We start from the raw sequence: 25818 nt of genomic DNA, 5'->3' as shown, positions 1-25818 counted from the left end.
TCCCTAGAATGCGCCCAACAATAAGACGATCACGCCGGCCAGAATGACCAAAGCATAGATCTGCACGCTGCCCACCTGCATGAAGCGAATGATATAAGATCCAACACGGCTGAGAATCCCGACAAGATTGACGATCCCGTCGATGATCCACACGTCCACGATCTTCCAAAGAATGTTCCTGGAAATGGTTCCGACCGGCCGGATGATAGCGGCGTTATAGAGCTCATCGACATAATATTTATTCAGCACAAGTTTGTATAAGCCGCCCAATGCATGACGGCCGCGTTCCGCGATCTCCGGACGGCGCCGGTAAATCCAGAATCCCAGGGCCAGACCGCTAAGGGCGGCCAGGACGGAAACACACATCAGCAGTATCTCCTGGGACGCGGCATGCGACGCGGGACCGGCGGATTCCCCGTGCGCCCCATGGAAAAAGATGGGCGCCAGCCAATGATGAAAATGATTCGAGCCCGATTTGAGGACTTCGGGCACGCCCAGAAAACCGATGCTTATAGATCCCGCCGCGAGCACCAGCAGGGGCATCGCCATCGAAAGCGGCGACTCGTGCACATGATGATCCTTCTCGCTAAAACGGGGGCTGCCCAAAAAGGTCAGCGCAAAAGCCCTCATCATATAAAAGGCGGTCAGTGCGGCGCCAAGCAGTCCCATGATCCACAGGACCTTCGGCCACGATCCCCACGCCGGGTTGTCGGCCGAGAAGGCCGCCCACAAAATCTCGTCTTTGCTGAAGAATCCTGCGAAGGGCGGGAGACCGGCAAGGGCAAGAAAGCCGGCGCCGAATGTTAATGTTGTAATGGGCAGGCGTTTCGCCAAGCCTCCCATTTTCCGCATATCCTGTTCCCCGCCCATGGCATGAATGACGCTGCCGGCGCCGAGGAATAGCACCGCCTTGAAAAAGGCATGCGTCAAAACATGAAAGATCCCGGCCGAGAAAGCCCCCAATCCGACCCCGATAAACATATACCCGAGCTGGCTGACGGTGGAGTAGGCGAGAACCTTTTTAATATCGTTTTGGGTCACCGCAATTGTGGCGGCGTAGAGGGCCGTCACGGCGCCGACCGTTGCGACGACGATCATCGCCGTAGGGCTGAGAACGTAAAGGAAATTCATCCGGGCCACCATATAGACACCGGCGGTGACCATTGTAGCCGCATGAATCAAGGCGCTGACCGGCGTGGGACCGGCCATGGCGTCGGGTAGCCAAACATAGAGAGGTATCTGCGCTGATTTGCCGACGGCCCCGGTAAAGAGTAACAGCGCCGCCGCCGTGGCCACGCCGCCGTGGAGGAGATGGGCCTGTGATTCTATCAGATGGAATTGAAGCCCGGGCTCACCATGGCGCGCCAGCGTCCAATAGATCAAAAAGATCCCGAGCAAAAATCCGAGGTCGCCGATACGGTTGACAATAAACGCCTTTTTGCCGGCGGCCGCCTTCTCCGGATCCTCAAACCAAAACCCGATCAAGAGATAACTGCAGAGCCCGACACCCTCCCATCCGACGAAGAGGGTCAGCATCGAATCACCGAGAACCAGCAGGATCATGGAGAACATGAAGAGGTTCAGATAAGAGAAATAGCGCGCGAATCCCCTGTCTCCACGCATATAACCGATCGAGTAAATGTGTATGAGAGAGCCGACCGCCGTCACGAAGAGCAGCATGGTGAGGCTGAGGGTATCCATCTGGAATGCGACGGGAAGATGGAATTCCCCGGCGCTGATCCATTCATATAAAACTTGATGAATCAGTCTCTCACCGGCGGGGAGAGCGACAAAGTGGATATATATCTTCGCGACCAGAAAGAAGGAGATGACCGGGCCGGCGCATCCCAGGAGACCGAGGATCGGCTCAGGAAGCCCTTCCTTCCGTCGAGTTGAAGCCAGGGCCAGCAGACCCACCAAGGCGCTCCCCATGAAGGGCAACGCGGGTATGAGCCACAGCCTGGTTTCCATATCCTTCCCCCTGAATGAACTCCCCTAAATGAACCACGCCCCGCCGGGCGCCGCCAAGTTCAACAGCTCCGTACTATTCCCTCAATCGCCTGAAATCCCCGACATCCACACTCTCCCGCTGACGGTAAATGACAATGAGGATAGACAACCCCACCGCCGCCTCCGCCGCCGCCAGAGCGATAACAAAAAAGGTGAACACGTGCCCTTCCGGGTTGTCCCAGTACCGGGCGAAAGCGACGAGCGCGAGGTTCACGGCATTCAACATCAGCTCGACCGACATCAAGACAATAAGAAAATTCCGCCGCCAAACAAATCCGAAAATCCCCACCATGAATAGGAAAGCGGACAGAGCGATATAGTGTGATAGCTGCACGTCCATCCCCTAATCCTCACTTTTCTTCGCCAGAACGACAGCGCCGACGATAGCGATGAGAAGAACCAATGAGAGCACCTCGAACGGAAAAGCGTATCGCGTGAAAATCTCTACTCCCACCCTCTCCACCGTGCCGAAAGAATCGGAAATCGAGGGGGGGAAATCCGGAATGTTTTGAAGCGGGCGCCACAGAAGATAGAGAAGCACCAAACTCAACACCCCCCCGGGCAGGGCCCGTTTCCAATACAGGCGCTGCAGCCGAACCACCGGTTCCCGGATATTCAGCATCATGATCACGAAAATGATCAGTACGACAACCGCACCGGCGTAAACCAAGATCTGCAGCACAAAAACGAGATAGCCGTGCAACAAAAGAAACAGTCCGGCAAGTCCGATCATGGTCAGAGCGAGACACAACGCCCCGGTCAAAGGATTCTTGCGCGTCACCGTGAGAACGGCGCCGATCGCCGATATCAGGGCAAAAATGTAAAATGGAAGACCGGTCATATCATCATTCCCCGAAGGTCGCCGGCGGCCTCGCGATCGTGTGATCCTCAAATCTGCGGCTCCGGCGCCATTCTGTTCCCTTCCCGTTCAGCAGGAACTTCAAATCGAGGATAAAATCCTCCCGATGATTGCTGACGATTACAGCGTCACCGGTATCCATTCTGATCGCATCCTCCGGACAGGCTTCAACGCAGTAGCCGCAAAAGACACAGCGAAGAATATCAATTTCGAATTGTTTGGGCCGCTTCTCAACGAACCCATCGGGACTCTCTTCAGCAACAATGTGAATGCAATAGGCGGGGCAGACTGTTTGACAGCAATAGCATGCCGTGCATTTCGGCGTGCCGTCATCGCGCCGGGTTAACCGATGCCGGGCCTTGAGCCTGGGGAAAAGCGGCTTGGGTTCCTCCGGCCATTGATGCGTATAAATGTTCTTTTGTACAAAGATATTGCGGATCAAGTGCCCCATGGTGACACAAAGACCGCGCACGATCTCAAAGAGATAGATCTTTTCCCACCACCTCATTTTCGGTGTTGGAACTTTGATCATTTCCTTCCCACTCCTATCCGCGACCTCTCCCCCACCGGATTATCATCCCACACCCAGAAGGATAAAACCGGTGATGAGGATATTAAAAATGGCCAATGGGACAAGATTCTTCCAGCCCAGACTCATGAGCTGGTCGTAGCGGAATCGGGGCAGCGTCCACCTCACCCAGATAAAGAAGAATGAAACGAGCACCACTTTGGCCATAAAACAGATGATCTGAACAACCGCCGCCGTTATGAGACTTCCCTGTGGGGAGAGTCCCCGCCAGAAGCCGGCGAGAAGGATGACAGCGCAGATGACCGCGATCGCAGCGGCGCAAATCATCCAGACCTGCCCCTCATTTTTTCTCCTGTCGGTATACAACTCATGCAAGCGTCCGCGCCATTTACCGAAGAGCCCGGCAAAAACTACTCCTCCGACGACACCGAACAGCAGGAGCGCCGCCGTGGCAAAACCGGCGTTTTCCCTCAAAACCGGGGTGGGCAGCCAGGGGATCTGCCAGCCACCGAGGAAGAGCGCCGTGAAGATCGAAGACACCACAACGATGTGTCCATATTCACCGACAAAAAAGCAGGCGAATTTCATACTGGAATACTCTACATGGAATCCAACGATTTCGGATTCCCCCTCGGGCAGATCAAACGGATTACGGTTACTTTCGGCAAAAGCCGCTGTCATAAAAAGGATCGCGGCAATAGGTTGTACAAAAATGCCCCAGCGGGGAAGGAATCCCCAGAGAAGACCCCCTTGATAGCGCACCATCTCATTGAGTTCCAAAGTCCCGTAGACCATGAGCACCCCAACGATCGATAATCCCATGGCCAGCTCGTAGGAGATCATCTGGGCCGACGCCCGCATGCCGCCGAGCATGCTGTACTTATTATTGGAACCCCATCCAGCGAATATGATCCCGAAAACCCCAAAAGAGCTGACAGCCAAGATGTACAAAATTCCAACATTGAGATTAAGGGTTTGAAATGAAAAACCCCCGCCGTCACCCGGAAGAATATCGGCGAATGGAATGACCGCCAGGGGCAGAAGAGCGACCATGAGGCTGACAATGGGAGCCAGCCGGAAATAGAACTTTCTGACATGGGGCGGTGTGATCTCCTCCTTAAAAACGAGCTTGAGAACATCCGCCACCGGATGAACCAGGCCGGCGAGGCGGATTCCGAATATCTCCGCGCGGTTCGGCCCGGTGCGATCCTGGATATAAGCCGCTCCCTTGCGCTCAAACCAAATGAGCACCACGACCAAGATCATCTGGAATGCCAGAACGCAACAGGCCTTGATCAAGGTGACGAGTCCGTCAGGCACCGTTCCTTACTCCTCCCCCGCTTCCTTTGTTCCGGTCATTTTCAAGGGAACCCCGGTCTTGTTTGACGGCGTTGCCTCTATGAGAGCTTCCTTCCATTGCGGAAACTCATCTGTCAGATCCCGCCTCAAACCGGCAAGATCACTCCACCCCCATTCCCGCTGCATCGCCCGGCCGATCTTCCCTAAAATCCGCCAGAGCGGAAGTGTGTCGCCGCGCCGTCGAATCGCCGCATCGAATTTCTGCACCCTCCCCTCGAAGTTGGTGAAAGATCCGTCCATCTCCGCATGACAGGCGATAGGAATGAGCCATGCTCCAGTTTCAAAACCCTTCATCTCATGCGACGCGAAAATGATAATGCTCTTGAAGCTGCTCCGGATTTTTTTCAGCAGGGCGTTGTCATATTGGAGGAGATCGCTCCCAAAAACGAGGAGCAGATCACCCCCCGCATCGATCGCTGGTTTTAGATCACCCCACAGATTTAATGTTTTGCATCCGCTGGTGTTGGGGTGCGCATCCGCCTTTCGGAGGAGTTCATCTTCTACCCCGTCAGGTTTCAGGCTCCCAGCGGCCATCCTTTGTGATCCGGCGATTTCTTTGGCAAACCGGCTTGCCGCATAGAGATCTTCGTTCGAGAGATCCGGGCTCATGAGTGCGGTGACCGATGACGCCCCCTCAATCTGCCGGCCGATTCCGGAAAGAGCCTCCTCAAACCGCGGGAATGTATCCCGGGAATTCCCTGAAGGCTCGGTCAGAACATGAAGCCGGTGATCATTGATCATTTTATAAGAGAGGCGGCCGTCATCACAGAGCCAGTAGCCGTTAACTTGGGGATTGCATCGCGCCTGGTACCGATAGGCGTGATTATCGGCGTGATCAATAATGATATTGCATCCCCGGCTGCAGCCGGTGCATATCGAATGGGCCGATTTCAAAAACCAAACACGCCAGCTGAACCGAAAATCTTTTGAGGTCAGCGCGCCGACTGGACAGATCTGCACCGTATTGAGACTATAAGGATTATCCAGCTTCTTTCCCGGAAAGAGTGTTATTTCCGAACGATCCCCCCGGTTGACAATCCGCAGTTCGCCGGTTTTTGTAATATTGTCGCAAAACCGGACGCAACGCGCGCAGAGGACGCAGCGCTCTGCGTCAAGAATGACGTGGGGCCCGGCATCCACCCGTTTTCTCTTGAGTCGTTTTGGTAAATCGTATCGGCTCCGATAGTTTCCGTGGTCGAGGTAGTAATCTTGAAGATAGCATTCGCCCGATTGATCGCAAATAGAGCAGTCGATGGGATGATTCAGAAAGAGGCATTCTAAAACCAGACGGCGGTGTTCCATCACCTGGGGCGTTCGCGTGCGGACCTTCAGGCCTTCTTTAACAAATAAATTGCACGCGGGCTGTAGTTTGGGCATGCCTTCGACTTCCACTAGGCACATGCGGCAATTGCCGTCGACGCCGAGGCCCTCATGGTAGCAGAAATGGGGAATCTGGATGTCAAGGAATTGGGCGGCCTGAATGACGTTCAGGCCTTCCTCGACGGTGACTTGGCGGCCGTCGATTTCAATTGTTACAGAACCCATAATCTTCCTCAGTGAACGCCTTCCAGCGCCGCCGTCCACTTGTTATCGCGGAATCGGCAATGCCCCGTCTTGATATGCTCCTCAAACTCATGCCGGAATTTTTTAATAAAACTTTGCGCCGGCATGGCGGCCGCATCGGACAAAACGCAGATCGTTTTCCCCCCGATGTTATTGGCGATATCCTCGAGCTTATCCAAATCCTCAAGTGTCCCCTCACCGCGCTCAATCTTGCATAGCAGCCTGTGCATCCAGGCGGTTCCCTCCCGGCAAGGCGGGCACTGGCCGCAGGACTCGTGAGCGTAGAATTTCTCGAGAATTGTCAAAACCCATACCATGCAGGTCTCTTCATCAATGATGATCATGGCGCCGGAACCCAGCATCGAACCGGCCTTCTCAAGGCTTTCGTAATCCAGATTCACCGTGTAAGCTTCTTCAGCGGTCAGCACGGGGGTAGAGGATCCTCCGGGGATGACGGCTTTTAGTTTTTTCCCATTCCTGACACCGCCGGCATGTTCTTCCAGGAGAACCCTGAGGGGGACCCCCATATCCAATTCATAAACCCCCGGCCTCTCGACATGCCCGCTGATGGACCAAAGTTTTGTACCGCTGCTCTTCTCCGTCCCGATGGCGGCATACGCCGCGGCGCCGTTTTGCAGAATCCAGGGAAGCGCCGCCAGGGTTTCAACATTGTTGACAACGGTAGGGCAGTCAAAAACCCCGATCAGCGCGGGGAAAGGCGGCTTCATCCGGGGTTGTCCCCGTTTCCCCTCGACACTTTCGATGAGGCCGGTTTCTTCGCCGCAAATGTAGGCTCCGGCGCCGCGGTGAACCACGATATCGAGATCGAATCCATCACTATTAATATTCCGGCCGAGATAACCTTTTTCGTAGGCCTCCCGCACCGCCGAATCTAAACGGTCGCACTGCTTATGGAATTCGCCGCGGATATAAATGAAGGCTTTGCGGATGCCGACGGCCCAGCAACATATGATAATCCCCTCAATCATCATATGGGGATCATTCTCAAGAATATGACGGTCCTTAAATGTGCCGGGCTCGCCTTCATCGGCATTGACACAAAGATATTTTGGTTTATCAATATCTCTCGGCACGAAACTCCACTTGAGCCCCATGGGGAAGCCGGCTCCGCCTCTACCGCGGATTTTGGAGGCTTTAACCTCTTCCAGCACGGCCTGCGGATCCATCCCGAAGGCCTTCCGCATCGCCGCATAGCCGCCGTTGGCTTCATAAACCGGCAAGGTCCAGGAATCTTCAACCCCGAAGTTTTTGGAAATAATCTTCCGCTCCACAGATCCTCTCTCCCCGCCTGGTCCTCAATTTCAGGTCCGGCCGCCACCCTTGTCTTTCAAGCTCTCCAACAACTTATCCAAGGATTCCTTGGTCAAATTCATGTAGGTCTCTTCATTCACCTGCATGGCCGGCGCGCCATCGCAACAGGCCAGGCACTCCACCGCTTTCAATGTGAAGAGGCCGTCGGGTGTCGTTTCACCCAATCCGATATGAAGCCGCGTCATCAGGTGTTCCACGAGGGAATCAGCGCCCAATAATGCGCAAGAGATATTCGTACAGATACTGATCACAAAACGGCCCTCTGGTTTGGGCTGAAACATCGTGTAAAATGATGTCACCCCATAGACCTGGGAAGGCGGAATCCCGATGAGATCGGCTAGATAGGGAATGGTTTCGTGGCTGATATAACCAAATTCCCTTTGAGCGATCCAGAGCGCGGGCAGAAGGGCCGCCGTTCGATCGGGGTATTTGGCGATGATGGATTCCAACTCGGCCAGCGTCTCGGGACTGAATTCTATCTTGGCGCCTGCCGCGGCCATCGGAAACGGCGTCTCACACCCCTCGCTTCCGGGCCGGTTGGCGCCGCCGGGACGGATGGTTCCGCCCAATTCCGGATTCAATCTGGGTCCGATCGCCGGCTTTGCTTTGTCCATCCCCGACACGTCTCCCTACCGGTCCAATTCACCGGCAATAATATTCAAACTCCCCAGAATGGCGATGGCGTCTGCGATCATTCCCCCTTCGGCCAAAGTTGGGAATGAAGAATAAATGTGAAAGCATGGCGGACGCACATGACATTTATATGGATTCTGTGATCCATCGCTGACAATATAAAATCCAAGTTCGCCATTGGCCGCTTCGGTGGCGTCATAGACATCCCCCGCCGGCGGACGCACGCCTCGCATGACGAGATTGAAGTGCGAGACCATCCCTTCAATGCTCGAGTAAACCTCTTCTTTTGGAGGAAGGATATAACGCCGGTCGGCGATGTTGACCGGCCCGTCGGGCATGCGGTCCAAAGCCTGCGCGATAATGCGGCAGCTTTGGAACATTTCTTCAAACCGGACCATAATGCGATCGTAGGTGTCGCCCCTCTCACCGACGGGAATGTCGAAATCAAACTCGTCATAGTGGTAATAGGGTTGAACCTTTCTTAGATCCCAATCAACTCCGGCAGCCCTGAGGCAGGGGCCTGTATAGCCGAAGGAAACGGCGTCTTCCGCGGAGATCGCGCCGACGCCGACGGTCCGGTCGAGAAATATCCGGTTGCGCGCAACCAGTTTCAGCGAATCATTGACATGCCGAGGCACATCCTTAAGGATTTGCCGGACCGAAGGCTCGAAGTTCTCATTCACATCGGCCCAAACACCACCGACCCGGGTATATGAATTCGTCAAGCGGGCGCCGGTCTGTTCTTCCAGTACGTTATAAATTTTTTCTCGCAGACTAAAGAGATACCAATAATTCGTCAGCGCCCCCAAATCAACGAGGTTGGCGCCGTTGGCCACAAGATGATCCATGATCCGGGAAAGCTCACACATTATCACCCGGATGTACCGGCATCGCTCGGGAACTTCAATATTAAGCAGCCTCTCGACGGCTTTTACATAACCGACATTGTTCATGATCGCCGAGCAGTAATTGAGCCTGTCTGTATAGGGAATCACCATATTATAACAGTGCGTCTCGGCATTCTTTTCAAAACCGCGATGCAAATACCCGATTTCAGGAATACAATACAGAATGGTCTCACCGGAGAGCTCTACCATATTTCTCAGAGTGCCGTGCGCCGCCGGGTGGCTGGGACCAAGATTCAATGTCATCCGCTCCCGGTCGCCGTCATCATCCTTTGGGTCGAGGCGATGCCGGATTTCCAATTCATCGAGGAGATCATCGGCTTCCGATAACCATTGCCCCTTTGAGATGGGATAATCTTTTCGCAGCGGGTGGCCCACAAATTCTTTGTGATTGAGAATTCGCTTCATATTGGGGTGGCCCTTGAAACGGAGGCCATACTGATCGAAAATTTCGCGCTCAAGCCAATTGGCGTTTTTATAGAGGGAATGAATCGAATCGACGGTCGCGTCGTCTTCGGCGATCCAGGATTTAAGAATCAATCTGGCGGAGGTTGGGAGACTATGGAAATTGTAAATTATCTCAAAGCGGGCCGGAGCTTGCCCGTTTTGCAGATGATCGACGCAGGTCACATCGGTGAGCTGGTTAAAACGATAGGCTTTATTTTCTTTTAAAAACCTTATGGCATTGTAGAGCAGCTCCGGCTGCACGCGGAATGCCGGAAGACCGCAAACCGGCGGATCTAGACGGATTCTTTCACCGAATTCTTTTGTTGAAGGCTCAAGGGATACATCCGGCCAGGTCTTCCCGGTGATCCCTGCCGCAGTCTTCTCTTCCATGATGGCTTCATCCCTTGCTTCATTCCCAGCAATCTCAACAAAAGACAAATATCAAACGCGAACCGGCTGGCGCTCCAGGCGGATCTGCAGCTCGCGAATCGCCCCCAGTATCGCCTCGGGACGCGGCGGGCAGCCGGCGATATAAAGATCCACTGGAATGATCTTATCCACCCCCTGGACCGTGCAGTAATCGTCATAAAATCCGCCCGAAGCGGCGCAGGCGCCCATGGCGATAACCCACTTCGGATCGGCCATCTGCTGATAAATCCGCCTGAGGATCGGAGCCTGCTTATAGGAAACCGTCCCCCCCACAATCATCATGTCGGCCTGGCGGGGAGACCACCGGATCAGCTCGGCTCCGAAGCGGGAGATATCAAAATGTGAAGCAGCGACGGCCATGAATTCGATGGCGCAGCAGGCCGTTCCAAAAATGAAGGGCCAGAGTGAATTTTTCCGGCCCCAATTCACGACACTGTCAAGCCGCGTCAGCATCATTTGGTCGGTGAGGGTCCGGTCCTCGCCATAGATCCGGGCCCGCTGAAGGATCTCTCGCGACCTCGCCTCTGCATCCTCTTGAGGGATTCCCGATAGGCCGGGGGTGGGATGAAGGAACCTCATTCCCATTCCAATGCTCCCTTTCTCCAGACATAGATCAATCCCACAACGAGAACGGCCAGGAATAGAATCATCTCCCAAAGTCCAGGAACGCCGAGTTTTTTGAAAAGCACCCCCCAGGGGAAGAGGAAAACAACCTCGACGTCGAAAACGAGAAAAAGCACGGCCACGAGATAATATTTAACGGGGATTCGGCTGCTCACCAATCCCTGTGGCAGGATTCCTGATTCGTAAGGAACCATTTTTTCCGAGGTGGATCGCCTTGGACCGAGAAAAGACGAGGCAACCATGAAAAGAATAGGTAGAAGGAGTGCAAGACCAAGAACGAAGATCAGGCCGCCATAGGATGTCATCCATCCCTCTCCCGCAGTATGCCAACCGATTGAAGGCGGTCAAACCAGCCGCCATATTGGTTCCCTGGCATGTTTCCATACCTCGAATTCCTTAGCAACAAGTGATTTCAGCCCGCGGATCAGTTGTCGCCGCAGAGCATCGGAGGCGGCGAAAAAACGGAAGAAGTTCTAGCGCAACGCCGGCCCTCCCGGCCCTAACACCATTGGTTTCTTCGCCGGCTCGCACCACTGCCCGATCAGACTCTCTCCCGGCAGCCATTCCATGCGAAGATGAAGGCTTTTTTTCCGGCCCAGCACCAGAGGGCCGACCCTTCCAATCTTCAGATACGGAAGAGGGCTCCATCTTTTCTCACCCTCTCCATCCTCGTTCTTTTTATTGATCTCCCACCAGGAACGCCCCAGCCTGGCGCCCTCCAGCGCCGGTTCCACCCAAACTGTAACGGGATCGATATAGTCGTGCCAAAATGAAACCACCACTTCATTCCGGCTATTGGTCTCACAGAAGGCTGAAACAGGATGACGAAGACCCAGGACTCCATGGGCATCCCTGTATCGAACCAGGATGTCCGGCACGCGTCCGTTGCGCGTGCTGAGTCCGGCCTGCGTAAGAAGGGCGAGAAGCGCCGCGGCATCGCGGCATTTTATGCGTTCCCCGTCCCATAGTCCCGAAGCTTCGCCGCGCAGCCGTTGCCGATGCCGGTCCAATTCAATCCGCGCCGTCTTAAGGGCTGTCGCCAGGGCGTCATCCCCGCCTTCAACTTTCCAGATGAAACCGGCGGGAAGCGGTTCATGAGACAAATGCAGACCCTGCTCTCCGCTGTAGATCCAATCGATCAGGAGCGTGTCGATCCGCTGATCCTGTGACAGCGCCCTGTAGCGCAGAGCGATCTCCGTCAGAAGTCCCGAACGGGAGGCCGCCTCCTCCTTCCCCATCTCTTGGATCGCATCAATCGCCTTTGTCAGGCGTTCCGCAACCTTTTCCAATAACTCCGTTTTGCCCGGCCCATGGCCCGGCATCCCCTGCGATGGAAGGATCGAAGCGAGATCGATCATGAGATCGGCCGCCTCCAGGTTTTCATCCAATCGATCGGAGATCGGGCGGGAAAGATAATCGGCGGCGGCGGCGCGGATCCTGTCCGCTCTGCCCGAATCGCGTGTCAGACGTAAAAGAGCCAGTTCAAGCCGTACCTGTAATGGATCATGACGCGGAAAAGACCAGCGATCCTCAATAGCGCGCAGCCACGTTTCCGCCGGGCTGTGCGGCACCAGAGCATATGAATAACTGATGAGGGTCGCCGTCGCCCCCCTATAGGCGGCGGGAATCATCACTTGGGGCGGCGCGGCTTCGGCTGAATCCTCGGGGGCCAGACCAAGGACGTCATCAGCAAAAGCGAAGCAGAGAGCCATGAGCGCGGCGAAGGCCGGCTGATCACCGGTGATGCTTAGATAACACGGCCAGGTTTCGACGACCTCAAAAGCACTCTCCCAATCTTCCGGCGACACCTCGACGGCGAGGGATTCGGCCGTGGTTGAGGTTGAATCGGATCGATCCAACGCGGAAGGAAGAAAGCGGCCATGCGGGCCCTGCCGCAGAACCCAATGTTGGACCAAATCATCAAGATCGGTCCAAAGGCCCTGAAGCTCCTGCGCCCAGACGGGGCTGCGGATCAGTGTTTCATCCGCCGCATCACTCGCCGCATCATCCGCCGCATCACTCAGCGATGGGGAGGCCCCTTCATCCCCGCCTGGAGTCGACATACCCATGGCACAAGGGATGAGCATGATAAAGAGAAGCGAGATCAAACCTTTCAAAAATCGCCGATGGACATCGTTCCGTCTTCCCACAACATCAATCCTTTCACTACTTGGAATCAACCGTGCAGGCTCCGCTTCCCGATCGACCCCCCTCGAAATTCTTCCAAGGAAACGCCGCGGCCGGAAAGATGAGGCGGTTCCTTGATTGACTGTACATTTACAATCCGCAGTGGAGCGGGAAGCGCACCGGAGCGGAGCGTCGCCGACAAATCTCTTGCCTCTTCGAGAGTGAATCGCCCCGTGATCTGCGCCATCCCATTCGGGATTTCCTCTTTTATGGCCGGGGCTGACATGACCCGTCCGTCCATCACGATGGCGAGCATCGATTCGACATGGCCTCGTGTGGCGATACGGAAAATCTCGCTTCCTTCCGGGTTCAGAGTAACCAGCACACCGGGATCTTCAGGATCGAAGGGATCCAGACCGAATCGTACTTCCGCATTCGCTATGTGATCCCCGGAGATCAAGGCCGTTCGCTCTAAAACATGAAGAAGGCTCCCGACCAACCCTTGCGCCACCATATACTCGGTGCTGGATAAGGCGCATTCAACATCTTCCGGCACGAAGTGGTTGGTTTCGGCCTGTTCCAGCGCTTTCAACAACACGGGCGCCTTGGATCGCAGAACGGGGAAACCTCCGAGATGATTCCATTGGGGATAGTCATAGATAAGGCTCAGGAGGGGGCGGGAGCGGGCCTCCTCGGGATCGCTGCCCGCGGGGATCTCCATGACGCTCCCTTCTTCCGCGAGAAGCCGGTCGAGCCGCTCGATGACCTCGCGGCACTCCTTCTCCGGTTTTACAAAATGGAACTCCAGCCGCGCCGGCCGCGTCAGCAATCCGGCGATCCTCTCTTGCGGAACCTCTTCGCTCACGGCGGCTTCTACAGCAATCTGACGATCCCCCTCTGCGCGCACGATCGCATCGGTCATTCCCGCCTCAACCAGCCGGATCCTGAGAATCGCGGCGATATTCTCCGCATGGTTATTTTCACCGGCGCTCGATTCTTGTGATGTCCCCATCTCCAAGGTGAATCGGATCCAACCCGCCGGCGCCGTCTCATGGGATGGGCCGCAGCCGCATAGACAAAGGCCGCCGATGATGAGAATCCGCAGAAGGCCGGGGCGGCCGGATTTTGGGTCTGATCGCAACGTCATTATATCTTCCCAGGACGCCTTTGATCGCTGATCGATAAACATTAAACTTGTCTCGAATATAGGGGTTCCATATCAATTTTCAATCCTGTCGAGGATGAGGCGATCCTGTTTCCCTTCCTGTCCCCCGGTTACCCGGCGGCGCCCCTGCCGGCCGCTCCGGTTTCCCCGGTTGTACCCTCCCCGAATTCCATGATATCGATCAACTCATCTTGCGCTGATGGAGGAGCGGGAGCGAAAAGGAGACGGCGATGGAATCGATCGGTCTTGGCGTCGCATGGTACGTTATTTTGATCCTCTCCCTCACCTTTCATGAGGCGGCTCATGCCCTTGCCGCCAAACAGGGCGGCGATCTCACCGCATATCACGGCGGCCAGGTCACACTGGATCCGATCCCACACATCCGTCGCGCTCCCATCGGAACGATTCTGATTCCCATCATCTCCTATGCCGCCGCCGGGTGGATGATCGGATGGGCCAGCACACCCTATGATCCATACTGGGCGCAGAGATACCCGCGCCGCGCGGCCCTTATGTCCTTGGCGGGACCCGCGGCGAACCTCTTTCTGGTTCTCATCGCGGCGCTGGCCATCCGCATGGGCGTCGGCGGCGGTCTTTTTGAAGCACCCGACCGGATCATCTTCACACAAGTTACGACCGCGGTATCGACGGGAGGATGGCAGGGCGCCGCAACACTCTTGAGCATCCTCTTTTCGTTAAACCTTATCCTTTTCGTTTTCAATCTCATCCCTGTCCCACCCCTCGATGGAAGCGGCGTCCCCCCGCTCTTCCTCAGCGACGAGTCGGCGTCAAAGTATTTGCACATTACAAGACAGCCTGGATTATCTTTTTTGGGATTTCTAATCGCCTGGCAGCTCTTCAATCCGGTTTTCCGCCCCATACATCTCTTCGCGATAAACCTGCTCTATCCGGGCGCGCATTACGGGTGAGCGCCGAACGCCGGTGGATAATTTACTGCGGGAGGGCAGCGGGGTTACTGCAAGTCGGTCATCGCCTGCCGGGCCAGGCCGGCCTCATTGGAATCGGGATAACGGTCCATCAGAAATCTTAGATAGCGCCGCGTCGTGGGGATATCTCCCATCCCTCGGAAACTATAGGCCGTCTTGAGATAGGCCGCGGGAACCTTGTCGGCATCCGGGAAATTATTCACAACATTCAGAAATTCCTCGATCGCCTGGGCATACTGGCTCTGGGCGTAGTAGATCTCACCGATCCAGTATTGGGCGTTGTCCGAGAGATCGGTTTGGGGATATCGATCGAGATAATCCCTCATTTCCATGAGGGCCAGCTGGTAGTTGCCCTGCGTCAAATCACGGTAAGCTGTATTGTATAACTGTCGCGCCTCGGCAGGGACTTTGTCCGATTCGGGCGTCGAACCGGGTGTGATCGAGTTTGGACTTTCCGTGCTCGGCTTGGATGGAGTTGATCCATAGGCCTCCGCCGGTTCTGAAGCACCGAAACCCGAGGCGGCTCCGGCTGATGAACCTCCTCCCCGCATGGAGAGGAGATTCATCATTTCCTGATTTTGGATCGTGAGGGAGCGCAGCTGCTCCAGCATCTCATCAATCTGAATCTGGAGAGAGGCCCGCAGGGCTCTCTGATCGGCATCCTGCCGTTCCAGAACCTGTTGGAGCGCATCGGATTTTTGACCGAGCTGATCTACCTCGGCCCGTAGGGTTTCGATTTCGGTCGCCGTTTCATGGATGGTCACCGGCTGGCGGAACATCTTCGTGACATAACACCCGGATGCCAGGAGCATGAGGGCCAGAAGGGAACCAATGCGAAGAACGCGACCGATCACCACGAAACGCCTCCTTTTTTGCCAGAGCTACTGAATGACAAAGTGAACCCGGCGGTTCTTGGAATAAGCGCTTTCATTATGACCTGGATCGAAAGGCCGTTCCTCGCCGTAGCTGATGACGGTGAGGCGCGACGGATCGATGCCATAGCGCGTCAGGAAATTCAGCGCCGCCTGTCCCCGCTTCTCTCCCAAGGCGAGATTGTACTCGGTGGTTCCCCTCTCGTCGCAATGACCCTCGAGGATCATCCGCGATTCAGGATTCTCACTTAAAAGCTTCGCATTCCGCTCCAAGGCGGTCATCGCGTCGGATCGAAGGTTATACCGATCGTAGTCAAAGAAGATATCATCCATCTTGAGTGCGGAGTCGGTATCAGGTGAAGTTGGTTTTGAGTCCGGTCGGATCGTTTGTCCTGTATCTTCCTCGGTCCCTTCCGTGGCCCCTTCCGTCACATCAACGGAGGGTCCGGGTTTCTTTGAGCATGCGCCCAAAGCGGCGACTAGGAATGATACCGCCAGACAGATTAGTAATATGCGAACGCCCTTTGACATTTTCAAACCTCCATGGTCATGGATTCCACCGTGCGCCACGGGATGTGGCTTTCATCAGTGGAGACCAAGCTGGATTGTAAGCAGTCAAACCAGAGGGAGTCAACGATCGCTCCCGCAAACTTTCAACATCGAGTATCCATAGCCGCCGGTCCTGCCCTTCTCTCCTTGAGTAGACGACGTGGCGGCTATCCGGCGCCCACCGGGGATTCTCACAATCCCCCGGGTGCTGCGTCAGCCTCCTCAGGCCGGATCCATCAGGCCGGATGATAAAGAGGTCAAAACTTCCATCGATATATCCGGCGAAAACGATTCGATCACCGTTCGGCGCCCAGTCGGGGCTGTCATTCCAGCTACCCCAGAAGGTGATCCTCTGCAGATTGGCCCCATCGCCATCCATCGTATAGATTTGGGGGCGGCCGGACCGGTCGGATGTGAAGGCCAATTGCCGGCCGGAAGGGGACCAGACCGGGGCCGTATCGATCTTGGGGCTATGGGTCACGCGACGTTTGTCGCTCCCGTTCGGCCGCGCCGTATAGATCTCGGCATTGCCGTCCCGGCTGAGGGTGAAGGCGATCCGATCGCCACGCGGCGACCAGGCCGGAGAGGAATTGAGGCCGCTCTCCTGGGAAATGAAGAAGAGGCTGGAGTCTTCGAGGTCGACGCCGGCGAGCGACGGCGCGCCGGTATGGTAGGTGGTGAAAGCGATCTTTCGTCCATCAGGGGACCAGGTCGAAGAGACAATGATGGAACTCAATTCGGTCACCGGGCTGATCCGCTGACCATCCCAATCAATCAGCATGAGATCGGAATCCTCACCACGCTTGCCGACAAAGGCGATGCGGGTTTGCCCGACTCCAGGCTCCCCTGTGAGATACCGGGTTATATCATCGCTGAGATTATGGGCCGCCCACCTTTCCATTTTCTTCTCGACCCGATATCTCGATGCAAAAATCTCGCGGGCCGTGGCGTAGTCTTCCAACTTCCCGTTGAGAATGAGGTTACCCTCTTTTATTTCCAAAAAGGTTGAGACAATGGCCTGCGGTTGTGGCGGAAGTCCTTCCTCTTCATCGGCGGCATTCGGATCAGACCAGGAGGTTTCGCGTGTGCCGATAAGAACACGGAACAGGTCCGTGAAAAGCAGATCGTTGATGAGGGTATGCTCCAAATCCTGCATCATCTCCGGCGAGATCGAGGACTCGTCCCCTTGAATGGGTTCGAGCAGGATCGGGATACGGAACGATTCCCCCGAGCGGATCTCCATTTGAATCTCGCTCTGGCCCGCCGCCGATCCGGCCAAAAAAGAGATCCCCATGGCGATTGAAAAGATGAGTCCCAGTTCTTTCCGGTGGGTCACGCGACGTTTAATCATGTCGGACAAACCTCAGGTGGACGCCGAGCCACGGGCCATCGTAGGCCGGCGGAAGCGGGGGCAGTGGCACCGCCTCGAGCACGGCGCGAATGGTGCTTTGATCGAGCAGATCGATCCCTGAACCCTCCTCAACGGTCGGGCCGATCACCGATCCGTCGCGAAGAATACGAAAGTGGAGCATGACGACCTTTTCTTTCCCGGCGGTGACCCCGGCCGGGGGCTGCCACCGGCTGCTGATCTTCCGGCGGATGGAATCGAGATAGTAGTTGAAGACGAAAGAGGGCTGATCGGTCCTGATATCAAGGGCCTCGTCCTGCGACGCCGCCGGCGCCTGCTTCGGTTTCGGCGCTTCCACCGTCTTCTTTTTGGGAGGATCTTGCTTCGGTGTTTCCTTTTTCTTTGTTTCCATTTTAACAGGGCTGGGCGCCTTCTCAACGGGCGCCTTGACCGGCGGTTGCGGTGTTTCTTCTGGAACGGCGGCGGGTTCCAGGGTCACGAAGTAAATCGGCGGAACCATCGGCCGCGTTTTTGTGGGCCAGGTCACGGAAAGAAAGATGATCCCGATAAAATGGAGCGCCGTGGAGGCGACCAGGGTCCGGCGCCAAAGGCTCGCGCCGAGCCAAGCCCTGGCATCCTTGATCCGGTCCCGCATCGTCCCGTGAGTTCGGAGATTCCCCATTCCCTTGGCCTCAACACAATTCGAGCTGTCGCAGTCGATTCAGCATCACCGCCAGATCCAGGGGGCGGATCATCGCCAGATCCGATCGCCGGAACCGGCAAAGGCCGTCCAGGCCCCTCTGATGAACGACGCCGCTCCACATTTTAAGGGCTTCCGGTATCTCGAAACACCGGGAGGGGGATGGAAGGTCCCCTTCTTTTCCCTCGAGCCACCAGGTTAATGTCTCCGCGAGTGTCCTCACCTGGGCCGGACTCATCAGCTGCTCGCAGGAATCGAGTTCGACCTCCTCATGATCCACGACGAGACGTCTCGTTCCAACCGCTTTGATCTTTATTCTGGAGCCCTTTCCATATCCGGAAAGGGATAATCGGCGAGGTTTCTCCTTTGTGAAAGCTTTTTCAGCGCCCGCTGCATCCTTTCCCGGCTTTCCGCCGGTCGATTGATCGAGCGTCGATGCGATCTCCCGGCACTCATCGGTCACGACGCGGGGCCGGTACTGATCCATCAGGATAATATGATCGGCGACGCGGAAATACTCACCCGAGCCGCCCATCACCAAAACCGTTGAGACCCCTCGCGCATCATACAAATCGCGGACTCTTTCGAGAAAGGGCGTTATCGGCTCCTGCCCGGGTCGCAATAATCGGCGCATCATCTCATCGCGGATCATAAAATTGGTAGCCGAGCTATCCTCATCAATGAGGAGGAGACGGGCGCCCGCCTCCATCATCTCAATGATATTGGCCGCTTGCGATGTCGAACCCGACGCGTTCTGTGTCGTGAAGTCACGGGTCGAGATCCCGAAGGGGAGCCCATCAATAAAGGGGGATATATCGGTGCCGGTCACCGCCCGCCCCTCTTCGGACCGGATCCGGACCGCCTCCGGCACGGTCGCGATCTGCTCGCGCCCATCACCCGGGATGTGCGCATAGATGCCCAGAGAGAGGGCCGATAGCAGGGTGCTTTTGCCATGGAATCCCCCGCCCACAAGCAGGGTCACCCCCTCGGGGATGGCCATCCCCCGGACAAGACCGGCATGGGGCAAGGTGACCTCCGCGGAGAGCGGTGCTGGAGATTGAAAGGGAACGACGGGAGCATCACCATCCGCCGGTAGAGGCCTATCATCGTGGCCCGCCCGGCGGGCGAGAGAGGTCTCATCGGCAACAAAAGAGACCCAGTGATGCTCCGCCAAAAGTGAGGAGAGGGTGGCATGATCCTCCACCACATCCTGATGCCGCCGGAGGGCCTCCGCATCAACAGAACTCTTGAGGAGGGAACGCGTCACCACTTGGGGAAGAACTTCCAGAAGAAGCCGCCGGGCCTCCGCGCCCATGATACGGCGCCCCGCCGCGGGCAAATCAACACCCAGCCGCGCCTCCAAGAGAGCGGGACTCAGCTGGATGACCGTGCGTTTCATTATCTGCTGGCCGTGGCGGTCAACGCGGAATCCGAATCGCTCTCCCCGGTCGGCGTTGCGTTCGAGGAGCCGCCCCAGAAAATCCTCAACCCCCAGACAGCGCGACTTGGTTTGGCGGGCCTCCTCCAGAAAACCGGAGTGGTCATGATTCAGCGTCAGCCTGATTCTGGAGGGAGGGGCGAAGGGGTCGGCCTGAACATGATCGATATGGAGGGTGAAGCGCTGATAATGATATGCACCCGTGAGATCTTTGTAGGCTTTGTACCCCCGTCCGTCAATTCGGGAAAGGATTCCGGCCAGATCCTCTACACTCTGCGGCGCCACGCTTTTTCAATCCTTCCCTGTGAGTGATGTGCCGGCTATTTTCGCCTATGCTTCCGGACAGAAGTGTGGCCATAGTGCCTATGGCCTCTGTGCGTGCGGCCTCCGTGCGGTTGACAATAGAGCATCTGAAGGAGTCCAACAATGGGGAAGAAAAAGATCCGATGGGCCATCATCGGCAATGGATTCGCCCGCCAGACCGTCCTCCCCTGTTTGAGCCGGATCGACGGTCTCGCCGTCGTCGCTCTCTGCGCTCGTCATCCGATGCGCGCGCAGCAGACGGCGGAAGAGTTTAACATTCCGGAGATCTTCACCGACTACCGTCTAATGATCAGCGGAACGAAGCCTGATCTCGTTATGATCACAACGCCTCCCCGTTTGCACCGCGAGATCTCCTTGTTCGCTTTGGAGCAGGGTTGTCATGTGCTCTGCGAAAAGCCGACCGCAATGAATGCCCAGGAAGCCCGTGAGATGTGGGAAGCCGCCCGGAACGCTCCCGGCCGGATCCATCTCATCGACCATGAATTGCGTTTGGATCCTTCACATCAGGAGATCAAACGGCGGATTCAGGAAGGGTGGCTGGGTTCCCTGCGGCAGCTCTCCTGGACCCAGCGCAGTGAGGGGATGGCCTCTCCCGACCGGCCCTGGTCCTGGTGGAATTCACGGGAGGCGGGCGGGGGCCTGCTGGGCGCTCTCGGCTCCCATGCCGTTGATCTCTTCCGGCATTGGGCCGGCGAATTTTCATCGGTCTGGGGAATGCTTCAAACACAAACCCGCCAACGGCACGATCCGTCAACCAATCTCCCACGCCCGGTCGACTCAGATGACGCCTTCACGGCGGTATTGAAAATGGCGGAGGGATCGGATGAAAACGTGCGGGACGCCACGGCCCGCTTTGACATGAATAGCGCTTCGCCCGGACCTTGGATGATGCGGATTGAGGTCATCGGCACATCGGGCCGCCTGCTTCTGGACGACAGGGGTATGCTCTGGGGCACGCGCAAGGCGGCGGACGGCTGGGAAAAAATTGAAACGAAAGAGGATCTACCGGCGGAGGACCTCAATGTCATACCCGACACGGTGTGGGCCCGTGCTTTCCTCCGGTCGGCTCGATTGATTCAAGAGGGTATGAAGAGAAGTGAAACAAAGATCGCCGGCCTTTCAACATTTGAGGACGGCTGGCGGAATCAGACGGTATTGGACGCGATCCGCCTCTCATCAGAGGCCGGGACCTGGATTGACTTGCCCCCGGAAGAAGAGCTCCCGCATCTTCCAGCGGGTCAAGACCTCTGCTAAAATAGGTGAAACGTCTGGCCGTCCCCTGAGCTGCTCATCACCATCTGGAAGGAGTCGAAAATGCTCCGCCTGCGCCGGCCTTATCTGCTGCTGATCCTTGCTTCCGCACACCTCCTCATCGCCGCAGAACCCGTGCGGGCGGCGGTCCCCCTTAACCCTATTCCGGCTTGGATTTCCGACGCCAATGGGCATGTGGCGACCGGCGGCGCCTGGGCGGATGTGGATGAAGATGGATGGCTCGATATGATCGTCGCCAACGGCAATGATATCGAGCAACAAGGTGTCATCATCTACCACAACAACGGCGACGGCACCCTGCCGCAGGACCCGACCTGGAGCTCGGCGGGAATCGCCTACCACGGCCATATCGATGTGGGGGATATCAACGGCGACGGCCATGTCGATGTGGCGGTGGCGGTCTATATCGGCGTCAATGGATTCAGCACGCCGGGCACGGCGAAAGTCTATTTGAACAACGGCCTCGGTGAATTCAGCCCCTATGCCGATTGGATCCCCGCGGAATCATTTTACTGCTTCTCTCTGGCCCTCGGCGATGCGGACGGCGATGGGGATCTCGATCTCGCCTGCGCCTGCGGGGATGACTATTACGATCACAACGAACACCAGCGGATATTTTATAATAACGACGGCATTCTGGAAACGAGCCCGTCTTGGGTGTCGGATGAGATCGATTACGCCCTTGATGTCACCTGGGATGATGTCGATCTCGACGGCGATATGGATGTGCTTTTTTGCGGCACCTCCTCGCCGATGCGGATTTATCTAAACAACCAGACAACCGGCGGCGGCATTGAGACGACGGCATCCTGGGAAAACACCGACATGCCGCAGGACGGCAACACGACGGCCTTCGGCGATTGGGACAACGACGGATATCCGGAGATCGCCGTGGCCGACAATGATCAACTCGGCGGCCCGGGTTTCTTCAAGGTTTACCAGAACAGCGCGGGTGTTCCCGGTCCGACGCCTGCCTGGCATTCGGCGACAAGCGGCTATGGATCCCATGTTTCATGGATTGATCTCGATCTCGACGGTGATCTCGATCTCGCCGCCGGGCGATGGTGGGGGGCCGGCGTCATCTATGAAAATACCGGAGGGATGCTCACATCCGTCCCGGTATGGGAAACAATGGAAAGTTGCGTCGTTGAGAATATGTTCTGGGGCGATGTCAACAACGACGGATTGAGGACCAACGGGCACTCGATGTTATACGGGACCGGCGTCCGCACATTCTTCAAGCTCGGCCATGCGCCCGTTCGTTCCATCGATCAAGTCCTGATTAACGGATCACCCGTCACGCATTATACATTTCATGCGGGGAATGGGTGGATATCCATGGCTTCCCCGCCGCCGGACGGCGCCTTGGTCGAAATTCTCTATACCTACTCCCGGAATCTGGATCTCGCCATCACAAATTGGGAATCAGGCGCCGGAAATTTCCTGTATTTGAATACCGGCGCTTCGAGCGCTCCCGACATCACCTCCGCCCTTTCGACGATCAGGATCGCACCGAATCCCATGCAAAGCTGGACGCAGATCCGCTACAACGGTGCGGGAGCGGATGAAGCAAGACTCGAGGTGTTTAACGTTGCGGGGCAAAGGGTCAAGACAATCCATCAAGGCCCCCTCTCAGGCGGCCTCCTCACCTGGGAATGGCACGGCGATAATGATACGGGCCGAAGGCTCCCCAGCGGTCTTTACTTCATGCGGATGACCGCATCCGGCCACAGCCGAACGGCCAAAATCCTGGTCATGGAATAGCGGCGCAGACGTCCCTAGCTCAACATCTCCAAGCGGCGGCCCCCGGCCAGCGGAACGCATGCCCGGCCTTCTTCGCAGGCCTCCAGAAACGAGCACCAATGGCACATTCTTTTGCTCGGCCGCGCTTTAAAATCGTCACTATCCGCACCATTTATCTCGGGATCCCGGAGAAGGCCTTTCAGATGGCGAATGCTGGCCGTAATCTCTTCTGCCGTCTTTTCCAAGTCTTCTTTTTGTATAACAGCCGAAGCCTCTTTTCCGATGGTCAAGTTGATTTCCAGAACACGGACATCCGACGGATCGAGCCCCCAGCGGTCCACCGCATAGAGGCCGTAGCAACCGAGCTGAAAGCTGCCCGGCTCGGGCACCTTTTTCCCCGTTTTCCAATCGACAATGACCACGCGGCCCTGCTTGTCCCGGAACGCAAAATCGCACTTCACCCAGACAGGAACGTCTTCCAGTTCGAAAGAATGTAAATCTTCAAGCAGCAGCCAGTCCTCTTCGGCGAGATCCAGGGCCAGCCCGAGATAGTTTTCAACAAAATTCCGCAACGCTTTCTTTACATCCTCGGCCAAAGCCTTCCACATTTCATTCGATACCGGCTGGGCATAGTGATGTTCCAGCAAACCCGTTCGATTTTTTGCGTCTTGCAGGTAAAGACCATCCTTGCTTTCGCGGAATTGCGGCCTCAAACGATCCTTGATAACCCTTTCGGCGAGAAGATCGGGTTCTATCATGCCGGTGATCCCGCTGCGAACCTTGCGAAGATGATCCTCCACGGCCTCGTGAACAACACTCCCCGCCCACATCTGCCGCGACTTCAATTGCTTTAAAATGTATAACGCCCGCGCCAGAGGCGGGGCGTCATGCAACCACCCTTCCCAGGATCCGTAATAACGGAAGTAATAAGCCCTCGGACAATCATCAAAAAGACGCTTTCTGGAATGCGACCAGCTGAAAGTGTTTTTTAAGGCGCTGGTTTTTGTGGACACGCTCTGCTCCTCTCAATGATGTCCCGTCAAGAATATCCAAGGCGTTTCAATGTCTTCGGATCTTTCCGCCATTTTGCCATGGTTTTTACGCGAAGCTCCAGAAAAACCGGACGTTCCAGAAAAGACTCCACCGTTTCGCGGGAGGCGATGCCGAGTTTTTTAATTTCGCGCCCGCCCTTGCCGATAAGGATTCCTTTCTGCGAATCGCTCTCCACAATGATCATCGCCTTAATGACATCCTTCCTTCCCTGATGCTCGTGAAACTCTTCGATGATCACTTCGGCGCCGTAGGGGATCTCCTGCCGGTACTGAAGAAATATCTGTTCGCGGATCAACTCGGCGACAAAGAACTTTTCCGGCTGTTCCGTCAGATGATCGGCCGGGTAGAAGGCGGGTCCTTCCGGAAGAAGATCGACCAGCGTCTTGACCAAGAGATCAAGATTGGTGCCCTTGAGCGCCGAGATCGGGATAAACTCTTTGTACGATCCTTTTTCCTTCATCCGGTCAATAACCGGCAGCAGATCCTCCCGTTTTTTTAATTCATCAACTTTGTTCAATGCAACCACGGTGGTTTTTTTGTGGGACTTCTCCTCGACAATCGGAACGGGCCGGGGATGGGTGGCGTCGACGAGATAGAGCACGACATCGGCGTCATCCAAAGCTTGATGAATCACCCTTTCCATCGCCACTTCCATTGCATCCCGCGGCCGCAGGACACCCGGTGTGTCCACAAAAATCATTTGATAATCGTCGGCGGAAAGGATCCCCAAGGTGCGGCGGCGGGTTGTCTGCGGCTTTGGCGTCACGGCGGCCAATCTTGTCTTGACAAGCGCGTTGAGCAAGGTGCTTTTCCCGGCATTCGGAATACCGGCGATGGCGACATAACCGGAACGATGGGCGGTCTGATTCAATCTTTCCCCCTATTTAAAAAATCCTGATCATCCTATTGATCAATTGAAGGATCCATCCCATTCCAACGATACGGAAGATCCACAGTGTCCATCCTGCACCGAGCAGGCTCAAATTGTGAAGCGGAAAAGGAAAGGGCGCCGGCGGGGGGATCGAATTGTCTTCTTCCGGCCGATGCGAAAGGTAGCCAAAAGAAACCGACACGACGGTCGCGGCGATGATCCCCTTGAAAAGGGCGAGCGACACTTCATGGGGAATCTGCGGGTGGCCGGCCCCCCGGGCGGTCTCGAGAACCAGATAAGCCAGCACCGGAATAAAGATCCCAAATTGAATGAGATGCTTATGGCGCAGGACGAGACGGTGCAGTCCAATCCAGCGCACCCGGCAGTCAGCGGACGAGGGGGGACAAAATTTATAGGAAATCTCCTTCCCGCCCTGAACCGGAAGGGCGAGGCTCACCTGGGCGATCGGGATAGAACGCCCGCACCATAAACATCGGCGCGGCCGGTGGCGCGCGGAGAAAGGGGACGCCAGAAAGCGGTGGCCGATCATGATCAGCACACCGAGACCGAGGCTCGGAAGCACGCCGAGAGGCTGCGCGAGATAGAGATAGAGGACCAACGGAATACATAAAAAAAGGGCCATGCCGGCTATTCTGATTTTCATCTCGGAATCCATCCTCCATACGATCTTTAGAGCATCCCGTAACCGGTTCCTTGTC

Annotated in this window: 24 protein-coding genes; 3 read left to right on the top strand and 21 right to left on the bottom strand. The window is 56.2% G+C overall.

Annotation, left to right across the window (positions count from 1 at the left end; genetic code table 11):
• Positions 1-3: 3 nt before the first annotated feature.
• The 13 genes from nuoL to KJ970_18330 form a co-directional block, all read right to left on the bottom strand.
• Positions 4-1971, bottom strand: coding sequence for an NADH-quinone oxidoreductase subunit L (gene nuoL / locus KJ970_18390; GenBank protein ID MBU2692893.1), 1968 nt, complete (start codon positions 1969-1971; stop codon positions 4-6).
• A gap of 73 nt (positions 1972-2044) precedes the next feature.
• Entirely contained in the window at positions 2045-2344 is a 300-nt protein-coding gene (gene nuoK, locus KJ970_18385) for an NADH-quinone oxidoreductase subunit NuoK (protein ID MBU2692892.1), read from the bottom strand.
• Positions 2345-2353: 9 nt separating this feature from the next.
• Complete coding sequence (locus KJ970_18380; GenBank protein ID MBU2692891.1) at positions 2354-2851, bottom strand: NADH-quinone oxidoreductase subunit J; 498 nt, start codon at positions 2849-2851, stop codon at positions 2354-2356.
• 4 nt (positions 2852-2855) lie between these two features.
• A complete protein-coding gene (locus KJ970_18375) occupies positions 2856-3401 on the bottom strand; it encodes an NADH-quinone oxidoreductase subunit I (protein MBU2692890.1) in 546 nt (181 codons plus the stop codon).
• A gap of 42 nt (positions 3402-3443) precedes the next feature.
• The gene (locus tag KJ970_18370) at positions 3444-4718 is read right to left on the bottom strand and encodes an NADH-quinone oxidoreductase subunit H (protein ID MBU2692889.1); all 1275 of its coding nucleotides are present in this window, start codon (positions 4716-4718) and stop codon (positions 3444-3446) included.
• 6 nt (positions 4719-4724) lie between these two features.
• Complete coding sequence (locus KJ970_18365; GenBank protein ID MBU2692888.1) at positions 4725-6302, bottom strand: (2Fe-2S)-binding protein; 1578 nt, start codon at positions 6300-6302, stop codon at positions 4725-4727.
• 8 nt (positions 6303-6310) lie between these two features.
• Positions 6311-7612 carry an NADH-quinone oxidoreductase subunit NuoF gene (gene nuoF / locus KJ970_18360; GenBank protein MBU2692887.1) on the bottom strand — a complete coding sequence of 434 codons (1302 nt, stop codon included), beginning with the start codon at positions 7610-7612 and terminating at the stop codon, positions 6311-6313.
• A 30-nt stretch (positions 7613-7642) separates the two neighbouring features.
• Entirely contained in the window at positions 7643-8266 is a 624-nt protein-coding gene (nuoE, locus tag KJ970_18355; protein MBU2692886.1) for an NADH-quinone oxidoreductase subunit NuoE, read from the bottom strand.
• 15 nt (positions 8267-8281) lie between these two features.
• Positions 8282-10027 (bottom strand): NADH-quinone oxidoreductase subunit D, encoded by a 1746-nt coding sequence (locus KJ970_18350; GenBank protein ID MBU2692885.1) that lies wholly within the window; start codon positions 10025-10027, stop codon positions 8282-8284.
• A gap of 51 nt (positions 10028-10078) precedes the next feature.
• On the bottom strand, positions 10079-10645 hold the full coding sequence (locus tag KJ970_18345; GenBank protein ID MBU2692884.1) for an NADH-quinone oxidoreductase subunit B: 567 nt from the start codon (positions 10643-10645) through the stop codon (positions 10079-10081).
• Complete coding sequence (locus tag KJ970_18340) at positions 10642-10995, bottom strand: NADH-quinone oxidoreductase subunit A (GenBank protein MBU2692883.1); 354 nt, start codon at positions 10993-10995, stop codon at positions 10642-10644. The genes KJ970_18345 and KJ970_18340 overlap by 4 nt, the downstream gene beginning before the upstream one ends.
• 168 nt (positions 10996-11163) lie before the next feature.
• Positions 11164-12753 (bottom strand): hypothetical protein, encoded by a 1590-nt coding sequence (locus KJ970_18335; protein ID MBU2692882.1) that lies wholly within the window; start codon positions 12751-12753, stop codon positions 11164-11166.
• Between the two features lie 113 nt (positions 12754-12866).
• Positions 12867-13964, bottom strand: coding sequence for a hypothetical protein (locus KJ970_18330; protein ID MBU2692881.1), 1098 nt, complete (start codon positions 13962-13964; stop codon positions 12867-12869).
• A 248-nt stretch (positions 13965-14212) separates the two neighbouring features.
• Here KJ970_18330 and KJ970_18325 point away from each other — a divergent pair, with 248 nt between their 5' ends.
• Positions 14213-14911 carry a site-2 protease family protein gene (locus KJ970_18325; protein MBU2692880.1) on the top strand — a complete coding sequence of 233 codons (699 nt, stop codon included), beginning with the start codon at positions 14213-14215 and terminating at the stop codon, positions 14909-14911.
• Positions 14912-14955: 44 nt separating this feature from the next.
• Here KJ970_18325 and ybgF read toward each other — a convergent pair whose 3' ends face one another.
• Genes ybgF through KJ970_18300 form a run of 5 tightly spaced genes read right to left on the bottom strand, consistent with a single transcriptional unit; the run spans position 14956 to position 20121 of the window.
• A complete protein-coding gene (gene ybgF, locus KJ970_18320; GenBank protein MBU2692879.1) occupies positions 14956-15786 on the bottom strand; it encodes a tol-pal system protein YbgF in 831 nt (276 codons plus the stop codon).
• 24 nt (positions 15787-15810) lie between these two features.
• Entirely contained in the window at positions 15811-16332 is a 522-nt protein-coding gene (gene pal, locus KJ970_18315; protein ID MBU2692878.1) for a peptidoglycan-associated lipoprotein Pal, read from the bottom strand.
• Positions 16333-16348: 16 nt separating this feature from the next.
• Positions 16349-17701, bottom strand: a complete 1353-nt coding sequence (locus KJ970_18310) for a hypothetical protein (protein MBU2692877.1) — start codon at positions 17699-17701, stop codon at positions 16349-16351.
• Positions 17694-18380, bottom strand: a complete 687-nt coding sequence (locus tag KJ970_18305) for a TonB family protein (protein ID MBU2692876.1) — start codon at positions 18378-18380, stop codon at positions 17694-17696. Before KJ970_18305 ends, KJ970_18310 begins: the two co-directional genes overlap by 8 nt.
• Positions 18381-18390: 10 nt before the next feature.
• Positions 18391-20121, bottom strand: coding sequence for an ABC-ATPase domain-containing protein (locus KJ970_18300; GenBank protein MBU2692875.1), 1731 nt, complete (start codon positions 20119-20121; stop codon positions 18391-18393).
• Positions 20122-20262: 141 nt separating this feature from the next.
• On the opposite strand from KJ970_18300, the gene KJ970_18295 reads away from it, so the two are divergent.
• Both KJ970_18295 and KJ970_18290 read left to right on the top strand, forming a co-directional pair.
• Complete coding sequence (locus KJ970_18295; protein MBU2692874.1) at positions 20263-21414, top strand: Gfo/Idh/MocA family oxidoreductase; 1152 nt, start codon at positions 20263-20265, stop codon at positions 21412-21414.
• A 60-nt stretch (positions 21415-21474) separates the two neighbouring features.
• Positions 21475-23196 (top strand): VCBS repeat-containing protein, encoded by a 1722-nt coding sequence (locus KJ970_18290; protein ID MBU2692873.1) that lies wholly within the window; start codon positions 21475-21477, stop codon positions 23194-23196.
• 14 nt (positions 23197-23210) lie between these two features.
• Here the strand turns inward: KJ970_18290 and KJ970_18285 are convergent, their stop codons facing one another.
• The 3 genes from KJ970_18285 to KJ970_18275 are packed head-to-tail and all read right to left on the bottom strand — an operon-like array spanning position 23211 to position 25763.
• A complete protein-coding gene (locus KJ970_18285) occupies positions 23211-24188 on the bottom strand; it encodes a PD-(D/E)XK nuclease family protein (GenBank protein MBU2692872.1) in 978 nt (325 codons plus the stop codon).
• A gap of 26 nt (positions 24189-24214) precedes the next feature.
• The gene (gene era / locus KJ970_18280; GenBank protein ID MBU2692871.1) at positions 24215-25099 is read right to left on the bottom strand and encodes a GTPase Era; all 885 of its coding nucleotides are present in this window, start codon (positions 25097-25099) and stop codon (positions 24215-24217) included.
• Between the two features lie 13 nt (positions 25100-25112).
• Positions 25113-25763: a hypothetical protein gene (locus KJ970_18275; protein ID MBU2692870.1), complete on the bottom strand. Its 651-nt coding sequence runs from the start codon at positions 25761-25763 to the stop codon at positions 25113-25115.
• Between the last annotated feature and the right edge of the window lie 55 nt (positions 25764-25818).

This window comes from Candidatus Eisenbacteria bacterium, from assembly GCA_018831195.1.
GTDB lineage: Bacteria > Eisenbacteria > RBG-16-71-46 > CAIMUX01 > JAHJDP01 > JAHJDP01.
The sequence above is the reverse complement of the archived record's forward strand: the minus strand, read 5'-3'. Positions and strand labels throughout refer to the sequence as shown.